The sequence below is a fragment of the Terriglobus albidus genome (assembly GCF_025685425.1).
Taxonomy (GTDB): Bacteria; Acidobacteriota; Terriglobia; order Terriglobales; family Acidobacteriaceae; genus Terriglobus; species Terriglobus albidus.
Map to the genome: position 1 here is coordinate 1 of NZ_JAGTAS010000029.1, position 20,138 is coordinate 20,138.

The 20,138-nt window shown below is 60.2% G+C and carries 17 protein-coding genes and 1 tRNA gene; 7 read left to right on the forward strand and 11 right to left on the reverse strand.

Annotated features, from left to right (window positions below; all coding sequences use genetic code 11):
• Window positions 1-314 precede the first annotated feature (314 nt).
• Window positions 315-1,073, reverse strand: coding sequence for a GPI anchored serine-threonine rich family protein (locus tag OHL21_RS05535; protein ID WP_263416252.1), 759 nt, complete (start codon window positions 1,071-1,073; stop codon window positions 315-317).
• 175 nt (window positions 1,074-1,248) lie between these two features.
• Here OHL21_RS05535 and OHL21_RS05540 point away from each other — a divergent pair, with 175 nt between their 5' ends.
• Window positions 1,249-1,716 (forward strand): ester cyclase, encoded by a 468-nt coding sequence (locus tag OHL21_RS05540; protein ID WP_263416253.1) that lies wholly within the window; start codon window positions 1,249-1,251, stop codon window positions 1,714-1,716.
• Window positions 1,717-1,846: 130 nt separating this feature from the next.
• Here the strand turns inward: OHL21_RS05540 and OHL21_RS05545 are convergent.
• From OHL21_RS05545 to OHL21_RS05575, 7 genes are all read right to left on the reverse strand, one after another.
• Window positions 1,847-1,923, reverse strand: a tRNA-Pro gene (locus tag OHL21_RS05545).
• A 373-nt stretch (window positions 1,924-2,296) separates the two neighbouring features.
• Window positions 2,297-2,830, reverse strand: coding sequence for a DUF4112 domain-containing protein (locus tag OHL21_RS05550; RefSeq protein WP_263416254.1), 534 nt, complete (start codon window positions 2,828-2,830; stop codon window positions 2,297-2,299).
• Window positions 2,827-3,696 (reverse strand): outer membrane lipoprotein-sorting protein, encoded by an 870-nt coding sequence (locus OHL21_RS05555; protein ID WP_263416255.1) that lies wholly within the window; start codon window positions 3,694-3,696, stop codon window positions 2,827-2,829. The genes OHL21_RS05550 and OHL21_RS05555 overlap by 4 nt, the downstream gene beginning before the upstream one ends.
• A gap of 259 nt (window positions 3,697-3,955) precedes the next feature.
• Window positions 3,956-5,392 (reverse strand): Asp-tRNA(Asn)/Glu-tRNA(Gln) amidotransferase subunit GatA, encoded by a 1,437-nt coding sequence (gene gatA, locus OHL21_RS05560; protein ID WP_263416256.1) that lies wholly within the window; start codon window positions 5,390-5,392, stop codon window positions 3,956-3,958.
• Window positions 5,392-5,712, reverse strand: coding sequence for an Asp-tRNA(Asn)/Glu-tRNA(Gln) amidotransferase subunit GatC (gene gatC, locus OHL21_RS05565; RefSeq protein WP_263416257.1), 321 nt, complete (start codon window positions 5,710-5,712; stop codon window positions 5,392-5,394). The genes gatA and gatC overlap by 1 nt, the downstream gene beginning before the upstream one ends.
• Window positions 5,712-6,014, reverse strand: coding sequence for a DUF721 domain-containing protein (locus OHL21_RS05570; protein WP_263416258.1), 303 nt, complete (start codon window positions 6,012-6,014; stop codon window positions 5,712-5,714). Before OHL21_RS05570 ends, gatC begins: the two co-directional genes overlap by 1 nt.
• A gap of 2 nt (window positions 6,015-6,016) precedes the next feature.
• Window positions 6,017-6,574: a D-glycero-alpha-D-manno-heptose-1,7-bisphosphate 7-phosphatase gene (locus OHL21_RS05575; protein ID WP_263416259.1), complete on the reverse strand. Its 558-nt coding sequence runs from the start codon at window positions 6,572-6,574 to the stop codon at window positions 6,017-6,019.
• A 52-nt stretch (window positions 6,575-6,626) separates the two neighbouring features.
• On the opposite strand from OHL21_RS05575, the gene OHL21_RS05580 reads away from it, so the two are divergent.
• On the forward strand, window positions 6,627-6,818 hold the full coding sequence (locus OHL21_RS05580; protein WP_263416260.1) for a hypothetical protein: 192 nt from the start codon (window positions 6,627-6,629) through the stop codon (window positions 6,816-6,818).
• Between the two features lie 346 nt (window positions 6,819-7,164).
• Here OHL21_RS05580 and bamD read toward each other — a convergent pair whose 3' ends face one another.
• A complete protein-coding gene (gene bamD, locus OHL21_RS05585; RefSeq protein ID WP_263416261.1) occupies window positions 7,165-8,907 on the reverse strand; it encodes an outer membrane protein assembly factor BamD in 1,743 nt (580 codons plus the stop codon).
• Window positions 8,908-9,041: 134 nt separating this feature from the next.
• Window positions 9,042-9,740: a ribulose-phosphate 3-epimerase gene (rpe, locus tag OHL21_RS05590; protein ID WP_263416262.1), complete on the reverse strand. Its 699-nt coding sequence runs from the start codon at window positions 9,738-9,740 to the stop codon at window positions 9,042-9,044.
• 134 nt (window positions 9,741-9,874) lie between these two features.
• Here rpe and OHL21_RS05595 point away from each other — a divergent pair, with 134 nt between their 5' ends.
• The gene (locus tag OHL21_RS05595; RefSeq protein WP_263416263.1) at window positions 9,875-10,873 is read left to right on the forward strand and encodes a catalase family peroxidase; all 999 of its coding nucleotides are present in this window, start codon (window positions 9,875-9,877) and stop codon (window positions 10,871-10,873) included.
• 192 nt (window positions 10,874-11,065) lie between these two features.
• Here OHL21_RS05595 and OHL21_RS05600 read toward each other — a convergent pair whose 3' ends face one another.
• The gene (locus OHL21_RS05600) at window positions 11,066-12,277 is read right to left on the reverse strand and encodes an excinuclease ABC subunit C (RefSeq protein ID WP_263416264.1); all 1,212 of its coding nucleotides are present in this window, start codon (window positions 12,275-12,277) and stop codon (window positions 11,066-11,068) included.
• Window positions 12,278-12,977: 700 nt separating this feature from the next.
• Here OHL21_RS05600 and rplA point away from each other — a divergent pair.
• From rplA to rpoB, 4 genes are all read left to right on the forward strand, one after another.
• Entirely contained in the window at window positions 12,978-13,688 is a 711-nt protein-coding gene (rplA, locus tag OHL21_RS05605) for a 50S ribosomal protein L1 (RefSeq protein ID WP_263416265.1), read from the forward strand.
• 69 nt (window positions 13,689-13,757) lie between these two features.
• Window positions 13,758-14,381 (forward strand): 50S ribosomal protein L10, encoded by a 624-nt coding sequence (gene rplJ, locus OHL21_RS05610; RefSeq protein WP_263416266.1) that lies wholly within the window; start codon window positions 13,758-13,760, stop codon window positions 14,379-14,381.
• 161 nt (window positions 14,382-14,542) lie between these two features.
• A complete protein-coding gene (gene rplL / locus OHL21_RS05615; protein ID WP_317889960.1) occupies window positions 14,543-14,920 on the forward strand; it encodes a 50S ribosomal protein L7/L12 in 378 nt (125 codons plus the stop codon).
• Between the two features lie 729 nt (window positions 14,921-15,649).
• The gene (gene rpoB / locus OHL21_RS05620; RefSeq protein WP_263416267.1) at window positions 15,650-20,116 is read left to right on the forward strand and encodes a DNA-directed RNA polymerase subunit beta; all 4,467 of its coding nucleotides are present in this window, start codon (window positions 15,650-15,652) and stop codon (window positions 20,114-20,116) included.
• The last annotated feature ends 22 nt before the right edge of the window (window positions 20,117-20,138 follow it).

Sequence of the window (20,138 nt, forward strand, 5' to 3'; positions counted from 1 at the left end):
CAAACGGGCATGATGGTGATAGTCCATCTGGCCTCCGAAGATTTTGGATTGCTCTCACAATCAGCTTCTTCGTTCTCGGTCAGATGGACAATAACCTATTGAAACTTCACATTTAGCCGCTGAGGGCATAACCTCGGTACCTCAGCGGCTAAAGCCGCATGTATTTCGGTGCGGGGGACGGGACGGCTAAAAGCCGTCCCCTTAAGCAAGACATTCGCACCTGCGGTGCGAAGAGCGCTCGCTGAAACATTAGAGCTTTCCATGATTTATGTCACAAACTTCAGCGCCTAGAACTCTAGTAAGCGCTTAGAACTCTAGTAGATGTAAAACGGATTGCTGCGGCCTGCGTAGATCTGGCTTTTACTGAGTGCGGGTGGTTCCGCCCCCATCGGCTTCAGATATGAGATTTCGATCAGGAATGGTCCGCGGGATGGGACCGAGTTCGGGATGAGCCAGGCGTACTCGCCCGTGTTCGGAATATCCCTGGCGTCCAGGACAAGGCCGTCACGCCAATAGCGCGTCGTGTCATGGACGATAAGTGACACTTTGCTGATATGCAGCCTGGGTTTTGTGCTCCAGCGAATGGTGTAGTGCGTGTTTGGGTGTAGTCGATCCTGCGCGGCTGGAGAGGTAATACGAAACGACGCAGCTGGATCCTTATCCCTGATGGTCGTTAGCATGAGGTCAAAGACTCTTGTGGTCTCGGTGTCCGGATTGCATGTTTCTATCTCTATGTAGATCGTGACGCACTTGCACGAAGGAGATGCAACGCAATTGGCCTGGCGGCCGCCGATCGAGATCAATCGTCTTCCGGTACGCGGTTCACCCGGTGGGGAGACGGTAAGGCCGACGACGGATGCGGGTTTGCCGGTCAGCTCCTCTGGTGGAGTTTGGTAGTACTGCGGCGCAACCTGCCACTCCGGCGGATATCTGAAACTGAAGCCGCCCCATTCGTAGGTCTTCCAGTGCTCAAGCTCGGCTTGCTCAGCTGAGGCTTGGTTCGATTCCGCTGCTTGAGGAGAGGAAGGACTCGCGAGAACTCCGGCCGGAACGTAAGAGATTGAGGCAAGCAAAAAAACTACTGCTAGTTGAGGGAACCGCCGGTTTCGGTCGAGCATTTGAGCTCCGCGAATTGCCATGAAAGTATGCGCTCAAATGGCTTCCAATGGCTGTTTTTAATGTGCCGGCCGCCCGATTTCAATTCCTCACAAGAGGGGTCTATAATCCCGGCGCAGAAAGGGGTCTGCGATGGAAACAGATACCAAGCAAATTGCACGCAGGTATATGGACGAGTGTTGGAACCAGGGAAAACTGGAGTCAATCAGCGAACTGGTTTCGGCTGACTGCCGTATCCACGATCCTGTTTTTCCCTCCCTCTCTTCGGGGGCGGACAGCCTCAAAGGTCATATAGGGATGTGTAAGAACGGCTTTCCTGACCTGACGTTTTCGATCGACGACACCATCGCCGAACGCAACGAAGTCGTACACCACTGGACAGCACGTGGCACTCACAAAGCCGAATTTCTCGGCATGCAACCCACCAACCGCAAGGCGACGGTCTCAGGCACATCGATCTATCGAATCGAAGATGGCAAGATCGTTGAGCAATGGGCCGATTGGAATCTTATGTCGCTGATGGAGCAGCTCGGAGTTGGTATGGCTCACTCGACAGGAGCGCAGGCAAGCGCCTCAAGCGGTCAACAAACACGGCTCTGACGAGCACGCTAGGCCCGTCTTTTGATTCCTTCTGAAATGTAGAACTGCATTCGCGCTGCCTTCAGCGATGGAGGCAGCGCCTCTGGTGTGGATTTCTGGCTTGGCTGGATTCTAGGAATGATTGATTTATTGGTCGGGGCGGAGGGATTCGAACCCCCGACCCTCTGCTCCCAAAGCAGATGCGCTACCAGACTGCGCTACGCCCCGACGTGATGATCTGCCGGCCAGCCGGAGATTGTTCCCGACGCGCCGTGCTGTTTGATTTTACCTTAGCTGGCCGGAGGGAGGGTCTGAAACTGGTGGGAGCAGCGGGCTTCAGCCCGCTAATAAAGCTGTAAAGTGAATGGGCTTTAGCCTTGGGCTTTTTCTGATGGACGCTGAAGGCCCAGGGCTGAAAGCCCATTTCTATATTGAGACGATAGACCGAGGGCTGAAAGCCCTCGGCTCCCACCCAGTTCCAGCTTCGCTCGAATAGTAACGCCAGAGAACCAAGTTCGCCGGGGACGCCGAATATCCCACCCATCGCTTCACGATGGATGGGGCACCCAGTGTATGGGATCTCCGAGTTGTCGTTACTTCTCTAACGTTGCCAGACTGGGTGCATTGGGATGCCGAGAAGCCAGCCCAGCAGCCAGATGGTGACCACAACCGGAACGGCGAGCAGCGCCAGGAACATTGCTCCCAGAACGAAGAGGAAAACCCAGTCTTTCCAGGTGTGCCGGCGAGGCTCGGCGATATGGCGGGTCAGCAACTTGTAGTTGCGGCGGTTGGCCTTCCAGGCGATATCGAAGGCATCGCCGACGAACGGAATTGCGCCCACCACCACGTCGATGCCGATGTTCGCCATCATGCGCAGCAGGCCTGCCGTGGGCACCCCGCGAGCCCAGGCGGCGATGACGATGACGGCGCTGGCGAGGCCGCTCAGCAGGTCGCCGATGCCGGGAATCAGGCCGATGATGCCGTCGAGGCCGAAGCGGATCGAGGTTCCGGGAATGCGGAACCAGTCATCGAGCACACGGGCGAGGAACTCCAGGTTCTCGTCAGAGAACGCACCCGAACGGCCGATGCTGCGCGGGCGAAGTACTTCTCCGTAGGTTGCAGAGCGCGAGTTCATTGCTTCGGGGGATTGGATGCCGGCGGAGGCGTCTTCTGCTGCTCCTCCTGCTTGCGCTTGTCGGCGCCCTCGGTCACATCCTGACCTTCATAGATCAGACGGATCGTTGAACGGAAGCGCTTGTAGTTGGTGTAGCGAACATACGAGCGGACATGCACGTCCTCGCCGATGGAGCCGTCTTGCGCAGCAAAGTGCAGGATGCCCTCCCCTTTGGTGTAGGTGGGGAACCAGTACTTGCCGTCGATCTGCTCGTAATAGGTGGTGTAGGGAATGTGCAGGTCTTCGTGTCCGCGGCGAAGGTCATCGGGAACGGTCTTCCCGTTCACCAGGACGATCTGGAAGTCCTGCTGATCGACATAGACCTTGCCCTGGAAGTAGCGCTGGTTCTTCTCGATCGTCTTCGGTTCGGCGGAAAGCACATAAGTGTCGAGCTCATCGATCTTCTGCTTGCCGATGTACTTGATGTTGTACTGCGGCAGCTCTTCGGCGGTGAGTACAAAGGGGAGCTTGCGTTCGATGTCTTGGACGTCCGAGGGCGACATGATGATGCGCTCCAGCGTGTTCTGCGGAGCAAAGACGACATTCTCCACCTGCCGGCCCTCTTTGCTGAAGGTGATGTCGGCCACCATCTGGTATTCGCCGTCGACTTTGTTCGCATCGTTCAACGTCTGGATCTTCACCGATCGCCGGAAGCCATAGTCCTCGCGCACCTTGGCGAACTCACTCTCACGTGCTCCCATCTTCTTGATAATGTCGTCGGGAGTCAGACCGGCGGGAGCTGTCGTATCGAGCGGACCAAAGCCGGAGTTCTGCGCAAAGCCAGCCGAAGCGCAAAGAAGAACGAGGGCAGGGAGAAGGCGTTTCATAGGGACTATAAGGATAGACGCGAAAGGCAGTTTCCAGTTGCCAGTTAAAAGTCGCCAGCTGAAAACAAGTTGCAAGTTGAAAGTTCACCCCAACGAACATGTTTCGTTGGGGGCCCGTTGAAACCGTGCTGTATGGGTGGCTTGTGCGCACGTGGTCTAACGCACGCCTAAACGGCAAGAGGGCTGGGCTTTACACTTCGCCCACCCCCCTGCAGTACGTCTTCAATTTCAACTTGCTACTTGCAGCGAAAATTCGCAGCTATGGCTGTGAATTTTCAACGGCTTGTGCCACCCTGAGAGCCATTCCTTCCTCGAAGTGCTTGCCCAGGATCTGGACTCCGATCGGCAGGCCGTCCTTCGTGTTTCCGCAAGGGACGGAGACGCCGCAGATACCGGCCAGCGATGCCGCCACGGTGTAGACGTCGGCCAGGTACATGGCGACGGGGTCGTCTGTCTTTTCGCCCAGCTTGAAAGCTGGGGTCGGGGTCATCGGAGTGACGATGGCGTCGACTTCGTTGAAGGCAGAGAGGAAGTCACGGGTCAGCAGGGTGCGGACCTGCTGGGCTTTCTTGTAGTAGGCGTCGTAGTATCCGGCGGAAAGAGCGTAGGTTCCCAGCAGGATACGGCGCTTGACCTCTGCGCCGAAGCCGGCGTCGCGGGTCTGGCGGTACATTCCGGTCAGCGTAGACGCGGATTTGTCGCGCAGGCCGAAGCGCACGCCGTCGAAGCGCGAGAGATTGCTCGAAGCCTCGGCTGTGGCGATGACGTAGTAGGTTGGAATCGCGTAGCGGGTGTGGGGCAGGCTGATCTTCTTGATCTCGCAGCCGGCAGCCTTGAGGTCTGCGATGGATTTCTCGACCGCCGCACGGATTTCGGGATCGAGACCCTCGCCGAAGTACTCCTCGGGAACGCCGATCTTCAGGCCGGCGACCGGCTTCTGACTTTCAGCCACATAATCGTTGACCGGCGTGTGCGATGCGGTGGCGTCCATGATGTCGGAGCCGGCCATCACGCCGAGCAGGGTGGCGGCGTCCTTGACGTTCTTGGTAAAGGGCCCGATGCGGTCAAGCGACGAAGCAAAGGCGATCAGGCCGAAGCGCGACACGCGGCCCCAGGTGGGCAGCAGGCCGGTCACGCCGCAGAAGGCTGCGGGCTGACGGATGGAGCCACCAGTGTCGGTGCCCAGGCTGGCGACGCAGAAGCCTGCAGCGACCGCTGCGGCTGAACCACCGGAGCTTCCGCCGGGAACGCGGTCCAGGGCGCGCGGATTGTGCACCGGGCCGTAGGCGGAGTTCTCGTTCGAGCTTCCCATGGCGAACTCGTCGCAGTTCAGCTTGCCCAGAAGGACGGCGCCCGCGGCTTCCAGCTTGGCGACGGCGGTGCAGTCATAGGGTGGATGGTAGCCCTCAAGGATCTTCGATCCAGCGGTCGCGGGCGAGCCGACCATGGTCAGCACGTCTTTAATGCCCAGAGGGATGCCGGCCAGCGGCGGCAGCGGATCGCCGGCCTTCAGCAGCGCATCGATTTTTGCAGCCTGGGCGAGCGCACGATCCTTCGCCAGCGAGAGATAGCTGTTGATCTCGTCGTCTTTTTGAGCGATACGCTCGTAGTGGGCTTCGGCGAGTGCGGTGGCCGTGGTCTCGCCGCTCGTCAGAGCGGCGCGCGCCTGGTCGATGCTCAGGGTCTCAAGATTCATCAGCGTTCAATCACCTTCGGGACCTTGAAGAAGCGGTGGTCGGCTTCGGGTGCTTCCCGCAGCACCGCATTGCGATCAATCGAGGGGCGAACGACGTCCTCCCGCAGCGCTTCGGCGGAGGCTTCGACCTGTCCACCGAGTATCTCGCTGACCTGTGCCATGGGCGGAACTCCGGCGGTATCCAGCTCATTCAACTGGTCGATGTGGCCAAGAATGGCGTTCAGGTCTTTCTGCATGCGGGCGACTTCGTCGTCTTTCAGCTCAAGCAGGGCCAGCTCGGCCACGCGGCGTACGACGTCAGCGGTTACTGTCTCACTCATCACTTCTGAGTATAGCGAGGCCGCTCCTGCCCCGAAACAAAGCGCAGCCCAGTCACGGAGACACCTGCCACTTTCTTCAGGTCGCCGACCAGCCGTCCGCACATGGCCTCGAGCTGAGGCCGCCATGCGGGGTCGTCCACATGCAGGATGACGGTGCCTTCTTCGTAGGCGGTCACCTGGCTGTGTGAGGCAATGGCGGAGCCGGCGACGACCGGCCATGCGGCCGCCAGGCGATCCGTCTCGCTGAGCGTGCGTAGCGACTTCCCCAGCGTATTGCGCAGCACATCCCGCATCCGTTCCATAGCTATACCTTCTGGTACCGCTCTGCGATCCAGCGTTCAACCTCTGCCAGCGACTCGATGGCAGTGTGGGGTTCGCCGCAGCCGGCCTCTTCGGTCCCCCGGATGAGGAAGACCTTTTCTATGCCGGCGGCGTGACCGGCGGCAAGGTCAGAGCAGCGGTCGCCTACCAAAATACTGGTAGTAAGGTCGATGCCAAGCTCGCGTTCGCCCCGCAACAGCATGCCGGGGCCTGGCTTGCGTTCGTCACACTCGCGCTTATATTCGCCGACGCCGTGCACGGGATGGTGGGCGCAGTAGTAGACGGCATCGACGTCGGCCTGTTCGCGATCAAGCTCGGCGCGCATCCAGACCATCAGGTCCTGGAACTGATCTTCGGTGTACATGCCACGCGCAATACCGGCCTGGTTGGTGACGATCGCCACCTTCATACCGTGCGCGCGGGCGGTGCGGATCAGTGAGGTAATGCCGGGCATCCACTGAACGTCAGAAATCTTATGGAGATAGCCAATTTCGACGTTCACTACGCCGTCGCGATCAAGAAATAAACAGGGAGGAGCCACACCTTAAAGATACAAGGCATCCGCAGTAGCGCCTGTGCACTCCTATTCACGCATGGCGACAACACAAAAACAGGAACGCGATGCGAAGGTAACGCCCTCGGGTCCGAAGGGTGATAACCCGGCGACGGCCGGACCGGGGCAGACTAAGGTCAACTCCAGCACGCCGGAGAATAAGGATGGAGAGATTGACCCAACAGCGCCGGGTGAGACCGGGACGACACCGGGGTCGACGCGAGTTCCATAACATCGATAAACTCTGTGCTTTATTGAGAATTTAGGGGTATTCCTTGCCCACCCTAGCGTTGCGAGGGTGGGGCACCCGGGTGGGATAAGCGCTGAAGGCGCGCTCTATACCAGCCTGGGGCAACGCCCCAGGTGTCGATGTCACAGATGTTAAAGAGCTGAAGGCCCGCTCTATAACTCTCAATGCAAAGCAACCCGAAACATTGAAAGCAGGTCCTTCACTAATCACGCCAGCGAATCACCCCAGCGAACAAGTTCGCTGGGGACCCCGAACGTTCGGGATGACAAGATTTATGCAATACAAAAGCCCCGGATGACCGGGGCTTTTTGGGGTTCGTGAAAGGTGTTTAGAACGGGTTGATTTTGCCCAGACCCTTCTTCTTCTTGTTCTTGGAAGAGCTCTCCTCGCTCTTGTCGATCGAAGGCTTTGGAGCCTTCTTGCCGTTGGCCGGCGCCTGCTGCGCTGCTGGGGTCTTCTGACCGGGCGCGATATCGTTGACCGTGTCTTCCGGAGCAGCGGGCTTTTCTACGGGAGGCAGAGCCTGGGTATTCTCGCTACCGCCAACGGCCTTCAGGCCATAGGTCCGCGGTGTCTCGCCGGTCTTGGGTGTCACAATCTCCAGGCCAACCCCGTTTCCGGTTGCTCCACCCGCCGGAGTGGCCGGAGTGGTCATATTAACTGCTCCCGAGCCGGGGGCAGCTGAGCCGTCCGCCGGGTTATTGATGTCGTTGAAGCCGAGCGGAGCCGCGGGGGCTGCCGGTGCGCCAGGCTGTGCTGCCGCCGGCGTCTCAGAGGCTGCGGTTTCGGGAGCCGCCTTGACTGCTTTTGGAGTTGGCGCCGCTGCGGCGCCGGGGTTGAGCGCCTCACGGTAAGAGTCTTCGACAAACTTTGCCACCTCGGGCGCCAGGGTCGGACGCGGATCGGCCATGGTGGGCTCACCGATCGTGGCGGTCTGGACGACGTCCGGACGGCGCAGGAACATGATCTTGGCGATATCGAGCAGCTTGTATTGCGACCGGCTGTTTTCGAGTGCCTGGCTGGCCTCAGCCTGCTCCTTGCTGGCCTCGGGCTGCTGCCGGTTGAGCGCCGCGATACGATCGCGTGCATCTTCGACGTGATTGGAAGCGGCGTGCTCGGTGACGGCCTTGGTGTAGGCCTCCATCGCCTTGTCTTCGAACTCCTGCGTCAGCTTGGCCTTCGGTCCTTCGGGAAGATTTGAGCCGCGCACGAAGCGTGCCTGCGCGGCATAGCCGTCACCGATACCGATCAGCACCTGGTCCATACCGCTGTAGAGCGGATAGGTATCGGCCACCGTCTGATAGCGGGCGATGGCGGCAGCCCAGTTCTCGTGAGAGGCGTAGAAGGAGGCGACCTCGGCTTCCCTTGTGGCCAGTACCTCCTGCACCTCACGCAGACGCTGCTTGGCCTGCGGCACCAGCGTGGACTGCGGGAACTGCTGAATCATGTTCCGGTACTCTTCCTGCGCGTGCATGGCCTTGGTGTAGTCACGGTCAGGCTTATCCATCTGGCGGAAGTAGATGTCGCCGACGCGCATCTGGGCCTCGGCGGCCTCGGGCACATTGGGGAAGAAGGTAATGAAGTCCTTGTACTCGGCTTCGGCCTGGGCCAGCGCGGCGGAGCCGCCTTCCTTGTACCAGCTATCGGCGACGGCCAGCTTGGCGCGCATCTGGTACTGCGAGTCCGGATAGGTATTGAGCATCGTCTGCAGGTCCAGACGGGCGACGTCGAAGTGGCCCTTGTTCAGAGCCTCGAGCGCCTTGTCGTAGAGCTGCTTGTCGGGCAGGTTCTTGTCTACGTCGGCCAGCGGGTTCCGTTTCAGGCGCTTCTTCTCGGCTGCTTTGGTGTCCTTGGACTGCTGAACCTTCTGGTCTTTCTTGGATTCTTTTTCTTCAGAGCCTTTGCGCTTCTTCGCCTGCTTGCCCGTGGAGAGCGTGACGCTCTCAGACTGCGAACCGTCGGGATTCGCGCCGGTCGCCTGCGCGTGCAGGCTCAGCGAACCGGCCAGAAGAGCCGCAGCCACGGCGGCGGAAAGCGGTGCGAAACGGGTCGAGAAAACAAAACGGCGCATGCAACCTCACTGCTCTCTGGATGAGAAAGCGCAACCTTCCCCCGGTTTAGGGCCACGGCAGGAAGGTGTGTTTATTTTAGACGGTCAGATGGTGAGATGGGATATGGTCCGGATGCTTTTACAGGCACCCGGAACTATCTGCCCGGCGTGGCTAATTCGGCCTTTCGTGCCAGTTCGGCTTTTCGTGCCAGCTCCAGCAGATTGCGGGCGTCCTCGACTGCCTGCCCGCGGCCGAAGACCGAGGTGCCGGCGACCAGTAACTCGGCTCCGGCCTTCACCACGCTCTCGACGGTGGTGTGATCGATGCCGCCGTCGACCTGTATCCGGAATTCCAGGCCGCGCTCCTGCCGCATCTGGGCCAGACGCTCGACTTTTTTCAGCGTACTGGGGATGAACGCCTGGCCTCCGAAGCCGGGGTTTACGGTCATTACCAGTACGTGGTCCACAATGTCCAAAACCTCGGTGAGAAACTCCACCGGAGTCGCCGGATTGATAACTACGCCGGGCTTCATGCCGTGGCTCCGGATCAGCTCCAGCGTGCGGTTCAAGTGTTTGCAGGCTTCCCACTGCACGCTTACCCAGTCGGCGCCGTTATCGGCAAAGGCCGGAATATAGCTGTCGGGATTGGCGATCATCAGGTGGCAATCGATGGGCAACGCCGTCGCCTTGCGCAGGCTATTCAGTACCGGCGGCCCAATGCTGATGTTGGGCACAAAGACGCCATCCATCACATCGAAATGGACGACTGTGCCACCGCCTTCTGTGGCTTTGGCGACGTCGTCGGCGAGGTGGGCAAAGTCGGCCGCAAGGATGGAAAAGCAGAGCTCGGTCACAGGTTCGAGTGTACCAAGCGCCGGCTTTCTACCTTTGCACGTTTATGCCGTCGGCGTACGTTTACGTCCGCGCGGAAAGATGGAGTAAGCTGCCTCTACCCACTTCAAACGGCATGGCTTCGGCCAGGACCTAAATGGCTTCGACAAAACAACTGGCTTCGGCCAAGGAGATCGATCCCCCTATGCCTCTTCCGAACGATGAACGCGTCGTCGACCTCGCGAACCGTATTCTTGCTCAGTTTGATACGCTCTTCGGTCTCCATCCCGGCTTCCGTGCTGCTCATGCCAAGGGGCTGATGCTGACTGGCTCCTTTACCCCCTCGTCGGAGGCGCTGTCCCTGACGAAGGCGCCGCACGTCACTCGTCCGTCGACGCCGGTGACAGCTCGTTTCTCCAACTCCACCGGTCTGCCGATGCTGCCGGACAGCGTGCCGGATGCCAATCCGCGCGGTCTGGCGATCCGTTTCAACCTGGCGGAGCACGTTCACACGGACATTGTCAGCCATTCGATCGACGCTTTCCCGACGCGTACCGGAGACGAGTTTCTGGAACTATTGAAGGCCATCGGCGCCAGCGGACCGGATGTCGCCTCGCCCAAGCCGGTTGAGGTCTTTCTCGGTTCGCACCCGGCGGCGCTGGCGTTTGTCCAGGCTCCTAAGCCTTTCCCGGTCAGCCTGGCGACGGAGAGCTACTTTGGCGTCACCGCGTTTGCCTTTACCAATGCGCAGGGCGAGACGAAGTATGGCCGCTACCGCATCGTTCCCGAGGCGGGCGAGCACTTCTTCTCCGATGAGGAAGGGGCAAAGCTTGCCCAGAACTATCACTACGACGAGATCGCCGAACGCGTCGCCAAGGCGCCGGTAAAGTTCCGGATCCTGGTGCAGGTTGCCGGGCCGAAGGACACGGTCGACGACGCAACGGTGCACTGGCCGGAGTCGCGTCCTCTGGTGGAGTTGGGTGTGGTGGAACTGAACGCCGTCATGCCGGATTCCCTGGCACAGCAGAAGCACCTCATCTTCGATCCCATTCCACGCTGCGAGGGCATTGAGGCCTCTGCAGATCCATTGTTGGAACTTCGGGCGGCTATTTATCTGGTAAGCGGCCGTCGCCGCCGTGCGGCGCAGCCAGCATAGGCTCTGGCGTCGTAGCGGATGGCGGAGTCAGGGTGGGAGCAGCGGGCTTTCAGCCCGCTTCTATATTGAGCCAATAAGCCGTGGCTAAAAGCCTGCGGCTCCCACCGATTCGCGCGTAGCACGAATACCCATGTCTCCGAGGTACCCCGGCCATGGGGAACCCGGTGTATGGGTATTCCGAATGAGTACGTCTTACACGGCGGTCTCTGAAGCAGTCACCACGCGATTCCCCAGCGCGGCCGCGCCGTTCAGCATGCGACGCCATGGCCAGTCCTTGTCGGCGAAGAAGATTCGTCCGGTGCGGGACTTCTCCGGCCGGTAGTACCAGCGCTTCAGTAGGGCAAGGTGGTCGCCCAGCAACGCCATATCGGCGGGTGTTTTCGCGCGCTCCTGCAGCCGATGCAGCAGATCGCGCAAGCGTTCTTCAGGTCCGGCGGTTTCAGGCTCGCCTTCGAGCGGAACGGGTTGCAGCATCAGCGGCTGCGCAAAGAGAGAGCTGCCCGTCTCTTCCTGCGCGCGGGCTGCGCGGATGTCGCGCGTCGCAAAGATCTCGGGACTGGTGATGTAACCGCTGTGAACCAGAAAGACAGCGACCTCGCCTTCGCTGCAGGGCTGCAGAAGCACGGCATGCAGGCGAGGTAGCGCGGTGACCAGTTCGGGAGCGAGATCGGCTGCCGACTTTACCTTTTGCCAGCGGGTATGAAGCTCGGCGGCGCGCTCGAACTCCATCGCGGCGGAGGCGTCGTCACGCTCCTGAGCGACGGTGGTCAGCAGCGACTGTCCGCGCGTTTCCAGGAAGGCACGGACACGAGCAGACTCTTCCGCGTACTCCTCCGGCGTGCACCTCTCCTGGCAGGGGGCGAGGCACTTCTTCATCTCGCCGTAGACGCAGCCTGGGTGCTCCGGGTAAGGCTCAAGCTCCTCCCAGCAACGGCGCATCTTGAAGAGGTCGAGCATGGCATCGGCGTAGCGCTCGGCTGCAGCGCGTGAGGGGAAGGGACCGGAGGTTTCGTTGAGCGATTTCTTCGCGAGCCGGTTGGTGACGTAGACCCGGGGAAAGGCGTTGTCCGCGGCGAAGCGGAGGGTATAGGGAACGAACAGCTTGAGCCGCTTGCGGGCTTCGGGAAGAGAGAAGAAGGCGGCGGTCGCCTGGTAGAGGCAAAGCAGGCTTTCGAAGTCGCTGCCGGCGGCGGTCCACTCGACGAAGGCGACACGGTCACGCAGGTTCAGACGGCGGGTCTGGCCTTCAACAGGGGCAAGGAGGCGGGCGGCGCGGCGGCGGAGGTTGGCAGCCTTGGTGAGATAAGGTTGCGTGGTCTCATCGGCTCCGCGCAGCGCCAGGACGCCGGCGGATTCCGGCAACTGGCGCAGGGTCTCGGCGGCGGCTTCGGCCGAGAAGGACACGCGGTGCCTGAGGTGAAACGCATCCGGCATAAGCGCGATTGTACGGCGCGGAGATATGGGTTCGAAGGCAGCGGGGCGGGGTTAGACTCAACGCATGCAACTCTCGCTCGACAAAGTCGCGATGCCCGCACGGCTTACTCCCTCAAAGCCGATGACGGATGCGGAACTCCTTAGGAGCAGGAAGGGCATATGTCCGTCGTCGGTGAAGGTCTGTTGGGAAGCTTTGAACTGCCGCTAAGCAGGATTTGGAAGATAGCTGGCCCCTATATCCACATCCGCTTCATACCCACATCTGCTTCTCAGATATGGGGCGCCCGCCTTCTACCGGGATTATTAGATGCATACCTCCTGTATTTCCTGTCACATCCAACATTGGCTGCCTCAAAAGTAGTGCAATGACGCGGGTTTTCGCTGCGTTCGCGCTCCTGCGAAGGTTGACACCCCGAAACTTTTCCACCATACTCGTAAGAGTGCCCGGGCCATAGGTCCGTGGCACATGTACCACGGCCGAACGACCGACCCCATCCAGCAGTTGTCGTACCAGCAATTTCGGGGGCGGTTCCGCGAGAAACAAGGTCGCGGCGGGTGAACCTAAGCCAGGCGAGCAAAAAATCTCTGGCTTCCAGCGGGCAGAAGCAACATATCAGCCCGGTTCACCCAAGGGTTCGTGCGGTGGGAGACTCAAGAAGGATTACAGTCGATGGCTAAGAAGCTTTCCAAGAATGTCGCGAAGGCGCGCGCGGCCGTAGAGCCCCGCCCTTACAATCTCGCAGACGCCGTTTCCCTATTGCAGAAGGTCAAGTTTGCCAAGTTCGACGAGACCGTCGATCTGACCATGCGCCTGGGTGTTGATACCCGCCACGCCGACCAGATGGTCCGCAGCACCGTGGTTCTGCCGCATGGTCTGGGTAAGACCAAGCGTGTTGCCGTCATTACGACCGGCGACCGTCTTCGTGACGCGGAAGCGGCCGGCGCCGACTTCTTCGGTGGCGAAGAGCTGGTGGAGAAGATTCAGAAGGAAAACTGGACCGATTTCGACGCCCTGATCGCGACGCCCGACATGATGAAGTCGGTTGGCCGCCTCGGTAAGGTGCTCGGTCCCAAAGGTCTGATGCCGAACCCGAAGACCGGAACGGTCACCACGGATGTAGCCGCCGCCATCAAGGAGATCAAGGCCGGTAAGGTTGAGTTCCGTGCTGACAAGACGGCTCTCGTGCACGTCCCGGTGGGCAAGCTTTCCTTCGATCAGCAGAAGCTGGTTGAGAATGCCATGACCGTGATTACCGCTGTGGTGAAGGCGAAGCCTTCCGCTGCCAAGGGCAAGTATGTCAAGGCTGCCTATGTCAGCTCCACGATGGGTCCCGGGGTTCAGCTGGATTCGTCGGTCATCGACGCCGCCGGCAAGGCATAAGGTTTCCGCCGCTGAACGGCGGCTTATGAATTTCTCGCCGGGATTGAGCCGGCACAAAGGATTTTCACCATGGCAGTGTCCAAGGCAAAGAAGCACGCAACGGTCGAGTTCCTCGCGAAGGATCTGGCCAACTCCACCTCGGCGATCGTCGGCACCTTCTCGGGGCTGACGGCGGGCAAGGATTTCTCGCTCCGCAAGACCATCCGCGAGGCGGGCGGTAAGTATCACGTCATCAAGAACAAGCTGGCCCCGAAGGCGGCCGCCGGCACCAAGATCGAGGCTGCACTGCAGGGCCTGAAGGGCGTCAGCTCGGTTGCCTATACCGAGGGCGATCCGGTCGCTCTGGCGAAGGCGCTCTCGACCTGGGTGAAGGACAACGCAGAGTTCACCTTCAAGCTGGGCATTATCGACGGCAAGGTGCTCACGGTTTCCGAGATTGGCGATCTGGCTGCCCTGCCCGGCAAAGAAGAGATCTTCTCGAAGCTGCTCTTCCTCATCAATGCTCCGGCACAGCGCCTGGCGACGGTCATCAATGCGACCGGCCGCGACCTGGCGGTGGTGATCAACCAGGGTGTCGAGAAGGGCAAGTTCGGCGGCGCGGCAGCAGCGGCTGCCCCGGCGGAAGTTGCCGCGGTAGAGCCCGACGTTCAGGCCGAAGCGGCTGCAACCGAAGCTCCGGCAGAGGGCGCGTAAATCAAGTTTCGCTGGCTTTAAATTCAGGTTTCGCTATCGCGGCGGGGCGCTTGTCTGGGCGCATCGGAGCCTGTCGAGGATGGCAACCGGAGTGAATGTGGGCTCCGGAAGTAGTAAGCGGTAAGAAAAAATTTCAAGTTCAGAAGTACTGGAGAAATAACATGGCGGACATTCAGCAGTTGGAAGATCAGATCGTTAGCCTGAGCCTGCTCGACGCGGCAGCTCTCGTCAAGAAGCTCGAGGAGCGCCTCGGCGTCTCCGCGGCAGCCGCGGCCCCTGTGGTCGTCGCTGGCGCCGGTGCGGGTGCTGCTGCTCCCGCGGCCGAAGAGAAGACCGAGTTCACCGTCATCCTGAAGGAAGCCGGCGCGAACAAGATCAACACCATCAAGGCTGTGCGCGAAGTCACCAGCCTGGGCCTCAAGGAAGCCAAGGACCTGGTCGACGGCGCTCCGAAGCCCTTGAAGGAGAACGTCTCGAAGGAAGACGCGGCTGCCATCGCGAAGAAGTTCGAAGGCATCGCGGCTGTCGAGATCAAGTAACTTCTCGCCTTCGGGCGAAGGGTATTGGCGGACTCCGGGCTGCGGCCCGGAGATTCGTCTGTGAGGCGGATTTCGGCTCGCGCCCCTGACACTTGCACTTCCAAGGCGGAAGCGGTATCCTCTACAGATGAGGAGACCCGCTCCTGCCTGGGTGTGCGTAACGGGGCAGATGGGCTCGCGAAGGTTTTCCGGTCTCACCGATACTTGACAAGATCAGGATTCACTCCCGGCCCACCAAGGGCCGGTCATGCAGAATGCGTCAGCGGCGAGCGCATCGGCATGGTACCCCGAGCAGTAGTAATTCGCGGCAATAGCTTTCGGAAGGGCGAACCGAAAGCAGGCGGCAGATATTTACATCGGAAAGATTCAGCTAGTGCACAAGCCGGTCGTTGCGCTCTTGGGACTTGTCGTCTCTAAGGGCGTTTTGCCGTCTTTGTATCAGGGCAGCAGATAGCTTTTCTCTGCGCTGCTCGCGCTTGTTATAGCAGAATTCACTGCCGGGCAGCCAACAAAATTCGGGTTTCAACGTCGAAGTTTCGCCACTTCGGCGCAGCATCCTGCGCATGGACCAGTCCGGCAACCGAGGACGGGCGGGTCTGAACAGCGCAAACATCCGGGCGGAATCTCAGAAGCTTGAGTCCGCCGCCCCTACGGAAGGCATTGCGGGTTAGATGCAACGCAAAGCCGGCCGGAGGCCTCGGAAGGCACGAAGTCAGGAGCAAACACACGATGTCCAGCGAATTGCGCGCGGTCCGTAGCCGTCTCGACTTTTCCAAAATCCCTACCGCTATCCAGATCCCGAACCTCATCGAGGTCCAGCGCCGCAGCTATGAGCGTTTCCTGCAGATGGATAAGCTGCCGCAGGAGCGTGAAGATAACGGCCTGCAGTCGGTCTTTACGTCCGTCTTTCCGATCACCGATTTCCGGAACGTCTCGGAGCTCGAGTTTGTCGACTACTCCATCGGCAACTGGGAGTGCAAGTGCGGTTACCTCAAAGGTCTGAATCACCTGCGTACAGCCTGCGTTAACTGCGGCCACATGGTGATCACCGATCCGTTCCACCCGGGCGATGTACTCTGCACCTTCTGCGGAACCTATAACAAGAACACCCCCGACTTCTGCACCAAGTGCGGTGACCCGGTCGGTTTGCAGTTGAAGTATGACCAGGCAGAGTGCGAAGAGCGCGGCATGACCTTCTCGGCTCCGCTGAAGGTGACCATCCGCCTGAAGATCTACGACAAGGATCCGGACACCGGCGCCAAGACCCTGCGCGATATGAAGGAGCAGGAAGTCTTCTTCGGCGATATTCCGCTGATGACGCCGAACGGCACCTTCATCGTGAACGGTACCGAGCGCGTGATCGTCTCGCAGTTACACCGTTCGCCGGGTGTCTTCTTCGAAACCGCGAACAACCGTACCTACTTTCTGGGCAAGATCATTCCCTACCGCGGAAGCTGGGTCGAGTTCGAGTACGACCAGAAGAACATCCTGTACGTCCGCATCGACCGTAAGCGTAAGTTCCTGGGAACGATCTTCCTGCGTGCTCTCGGCCTGCGCACGGACGAGGAGATCCTGAAGACCTTCTACACCGTGGACACGATCAACGTCCGCGACCAGAAGCTCTTCTGGAAGGTGAAGGAAGAGGGCGCCACCAATCTGCTGGGCACCAAGCCCGCGGCCGTGGTGAAGGTGGATGGCAACGATGTCGCCACTCCGAACCGCAAGGTTTCGCCGTCGATCCTGAAGCAAATCCGCGCTGGCAAGGTTGCGGACGTTGAGGTTGAGACCGCCGAGTTCGACGCGTCGATCTTCGCTGCTGACGTTGTCGATCTGACCACGGGCGAGCTGCTGTACGAGGCCAACCAGGAGATCACCACCGACAAGCTGCACAAGATCGCGCAGTCGGGCGTGACCAGCTTTGAGGTCTTCTTCCCGGAGCGCGATGATGTGGGCAACATCATCACCAACACGCTGAAGCGTGACTCTGTCCGTAAGCCGGAAGAGGCTCTGATCGAGATCTACCGCAAGCTGCGTCCGGGCGACCCGCCGACGCTGGACACCGCCACGGCTCTGTTCGAGGGCATGTTCTTCGATCCGCGCAAGTACGACTTCTCGCGCGTAGGCCGTCTGAAGTTCAACATCAAGCTGTATGAGAACGCCGATGCCACCGAGCTCGACAAGCGCACTCTTACGCCCGAGGACTTCTACGGCACCATCCGCTACCTGCTGAAGCTGCGCAAGAACATCGGCGTGGTGGACGACATCGATCACCTGGGCAACCGCCGCGTCCGCGCCGTAGGCGAGCTGATGGAGAATCAGTTCCGCATCGGTCTGGTCCGCATGGAGCGCGCCATCAAGGAAAAGATGTCGGTCTACCAGGAGATGTCGACCGCGATGCCGCACGACCTGATCAACGCGAAGCCGGTGATGGCCGCCATTCGCGAGTTCTTCGGATCGTCGCAGCTCTCGCAGTTCATGGATCAGACCAATCCCTTGTCGGAAATCACGCACAAGCGCCGTCTGTCGGCCCTTGGGCCGGGCGGTCTGTCGCGTGAGCGCGCGGGCTTCGAAGTCCGCGACGTGCACCCGACGCACTACGGCCGTATCTGCCCGATCGAGACGCCGGAAGGTCCGAACATCGGTCTGATCAGCTCGCTGAGCTGCTTTGCCCGCATCAACGAGTACGGCTTTATCGAGTCGCCTTACCGCAAGGTGAAGGACTCGCAGGTGCTGGACTACGTTGCTGTAACCAACAGCGGCGAGTCGGGTCTGCGCGTGGGCGATGTGCTTGAGGTTAACGATGCGCACAAGCTCGCTGAGCAGCTCCGGAAGGATAAGAAGCGTGTGCTCGAGGTTGAGCCCTACAGCTTCTACCTCTCGGCCTGGGAAGAAGACCGTCACACCATCGCACAGGCAAACATCGACCTGGACGCACAAGGCGTCATCACGGAAGATCTGGTGAATGCCCGCCGTCAGGGCAACTTCGTCCTGGTTCCGAAGGCTGAGGTCGACTACATCGACGTTTCGCCGAAGCAGCTGGTCTCCGTGGCCGCATCGCTGGTGCCGTTCCTTGAGCACGACGACGCGAACCGCGCTCTGATGGGAGCGAACATGCAGCGCCAGTCCGTGCCGTTGCTGGTCGCCGAGGCTCCGCTGGTCGGTACCGGTATGGAGGGCGTCACCGCCCGCGACTCCGGCGCCGTCATCCTGGCCAAGCGTAACGGTATCGTCGACTCGGTCGACTCCGAGCGCATCATCATCCGCGTTGAGGGTGAGCATCATCCGACACAGCTCTCGCGTGAGGTTGGTTCGGATATCTACCAGCTCATCAAGTTCAAGCGTTCGAACCAGAACACCTGCATCAACCAGAAGCCGGTGGTTCGTAAGGGCGATCGTGTTCTCAAGGGCCAAGTCATTGCTGACGGTCCTTGCACGGAGCAGGGCGAGCTTGGTCTTGGACGCAACGTTCTGGTGGCCTTCATGCCGTGGCGCGGTTACAACTTCGAGGACGCGATCCTGATCTCGGAAAAGCTGGTCCGCGAGGACTACTACACCTCGGTGCACATCGAGGAGTTCGAGATCGAGGCGCGCGACACGAAGCTAGGACCGGAAGAGATCACGCGTGATATTCCGAACGTCAGCGAGCACGCTCTGCGTGACCTCGACGAGTCGGGCATCATCCGTATCGGCGCCAAGGTTGGGCACAACGACATCCTGGTCGGCAAGGTAACGCCGAAGGGCGAGACTCAGCTCACTCCGGAAGAGAAGCTGCTGCGCGCCATCTTCGGTGAGAAGGCCGGCGATGTTCGCGATGCTTCGCTCACCTGCCCCCCGGGTATTGAGGGTACGGTCGTTGACGTCCGCATCTTCTCCCGCAAGGGCCAGGAAAAGGACGAGCGCGCCAAGGCCATCGAGCAGGAGCAGATTGAGAAGCTGGAGAAGAATCTCGGCGACGAAATCCGCATTCTGACCGACGAGCGTCTGAAGCGCCTTGAGAACATCCTGGGTGGTAAGGAAGTCCAGGCTGATCTGCACGACGAGCGCACCAATAAGAAGCTGCTCTCGAAGGGCGACATTCTGAACCGCGAGACCATCGAGCTGATCTCGACGCGTAACCTGAAGCGTATCCGTTACAACGACAAGGATCCGCGCGTCAACGAGCAGATCGATGAGATCGAGGAGATGACCTCCCGTCAGATCGATGTTCTGCGCAAGATCACGAACGAGAAGATCGGCAAGCTGCAGAAGGGCGATGAGCTGCCTCCGGGCGTCATCAAGCTGGTCAAGGTCTACATCGCCATGAAGCGTAAGCTTTCGGTCGGTGACAAGATGGCAGGCCGCCACGGTAACAAGGGTGTTATCGCCCGTATCCTCCCCGAAGAGGATATGCCGTACCTGCCCGACGGCACCCCGATGGAGATCGTGCTCAACCCGCTCGGCGTACCGTCTCGTATGAACGTGGGACAGATCCTCGAGACGCACCTCGGCTGGGCCGCGCATACGCTCGGCGAGCAGGTGGCGGAGCTGGCCAAGAAGGCACAGGACGCCGCTGAGGTTCGCGAGATCTTCAAGGCTCGCTTCGAAGGCACGGCTGCTCTGAACCAGCTTCTGGAGCTCGACGACGAGCAGACTCTGCGCGTCGCGGCCGGTATGAAGCGTGGTATCTGGTTCGGCACCGCGGTCTTCGACGGCGCTCGCGAGGGCGAGATCAAGGCTCTGCTCAAGTCAGCCGGCCTGCCCAGCTCGGGCAAGTCGCAGCTGCTGGACGGCATGACCGGTGATGCCTTCGAACAGCCGGCGACGGTGGGCTACATCTACATGCTCAAGCTGTCGCACCTGGTCGACGACAAGATCCACGCCCGTTCGATCGGACCGTACTCGCTCATCACCCAGCAGCCGCTCGGTGGTAAGGCGCAGTTCGGTGGACAGCGCTTCGGCGAAATGGAAGTGTGGGCGCTGGAAGCATACGGTGCTGCGTACATCCTGCAGGAGCTGCTCACCGCCAAGTCCGACGACGTCTATGGCCGTACCAAGATCTACGAGGCCATCGTCAAGGGTGAAGCTGCGATCGAGCCTGGTGTGCCCGAGTCGTTCAACGTGCTTATCCGCGAACTGCAGTCGCTCTGCCTTGATGTTGAACTCATCAAGGTCGACGGCAAGAAGGCTCCTGTGCCCGCAGTCGCGGCGGCCGACTAACGAAGGTGGCGGTCACCGCAAG

Bases quoted from the DNA above. Each gene is read 5' to 3' on its own strand.
- OHL21_RS05540 (WP_263416253.1), top strand. From the start codon at position 1,249: ATGGAAACAGATACCAAGCAAATTGCACGCAGGTATATGGACGAGTGT.
- OHL21_RS05550 (WP_263416254.1), bottom strand. From the start codon at position 2,830: ATGAACTCGCGCTCTGCAACCTACGGAGAAGTACTTCGCCCGCGCAGC.
- OHL21_RS05555 (WP_263416255.1), bottom strand. From the start codon at position 3,696: ATGAAACGCCTTCTCCCTGCCCTCGTTCTTCTTTGCGCTTCGGCTGGC.
- gatA (WP_263416256.1), bottom strand. From the start codon at position 5,392: ATGAATCTTGAGACCCTGAGCATCGACCAGGCGCGCGCCGCTCTGACG.
- gatC (WP_263416257.1), bottom strand. From the start codon at position 5,712: ATGAGTGAGACAGTAACCGCTGACGTCGTACGCCGCGTGGCCGAGCTG.
- OHL21_RS05570 (WP_263416258.1), bottom strand. From the start codon at position 6,014: ATGGAACGGATGCGGGATGTGCTGCGCAATACGCTGGGGAAGTCGCTA.
- OHL21_RS05580 (WP_263416260.1), top strand. From the start codon at position 6,627: ATGGCGACAACACAAAAACAGGAACGCGATGCGAAGGTAACGCCCTCG.
- bamD (WP_263416261.1), bottom strand. From the start codon at position 8,907: ATGCGCCGTTTTGTTTTCTCGACCCGTTTCGCACCGCTTTCCGCCGCC.
- OHL21_RS05595 (WP_263416263.1), top strand. From the start codon at position 9,875: ATGGCTTCGACAAAACAACTGGCTTCGGCCAAGGAGATCGATCCCCCT.
- rplA (WP_263416265.1), top strand. From the start codon at position 12,978: ATGGCTAAGAAGCTTTCCAAGAATGTCGCGAAGGCGCGCGCGGCCGTA.
- rplJ (WP_263416266.1), top strand. From the start codon at position 13,758: ATGGCAGTGTCCAAGGCAAAGAAGCACGCAACGGTCGAGTTCCTCGCG.
- rplL (WP_317889960.1), top strand. From the start codon at position 14,543: ATGGCGGACATTCAGCAGTTGGAAGATCAGATCGTTAGCCTGAGCCTG.
- rpoB (WP_263416267.1), top strand. From the start codon at position 15,650: ATGTCCAGCGAATTGCGCGCGGTCCGTAGCCGTCTCGACTTTTCCAAA.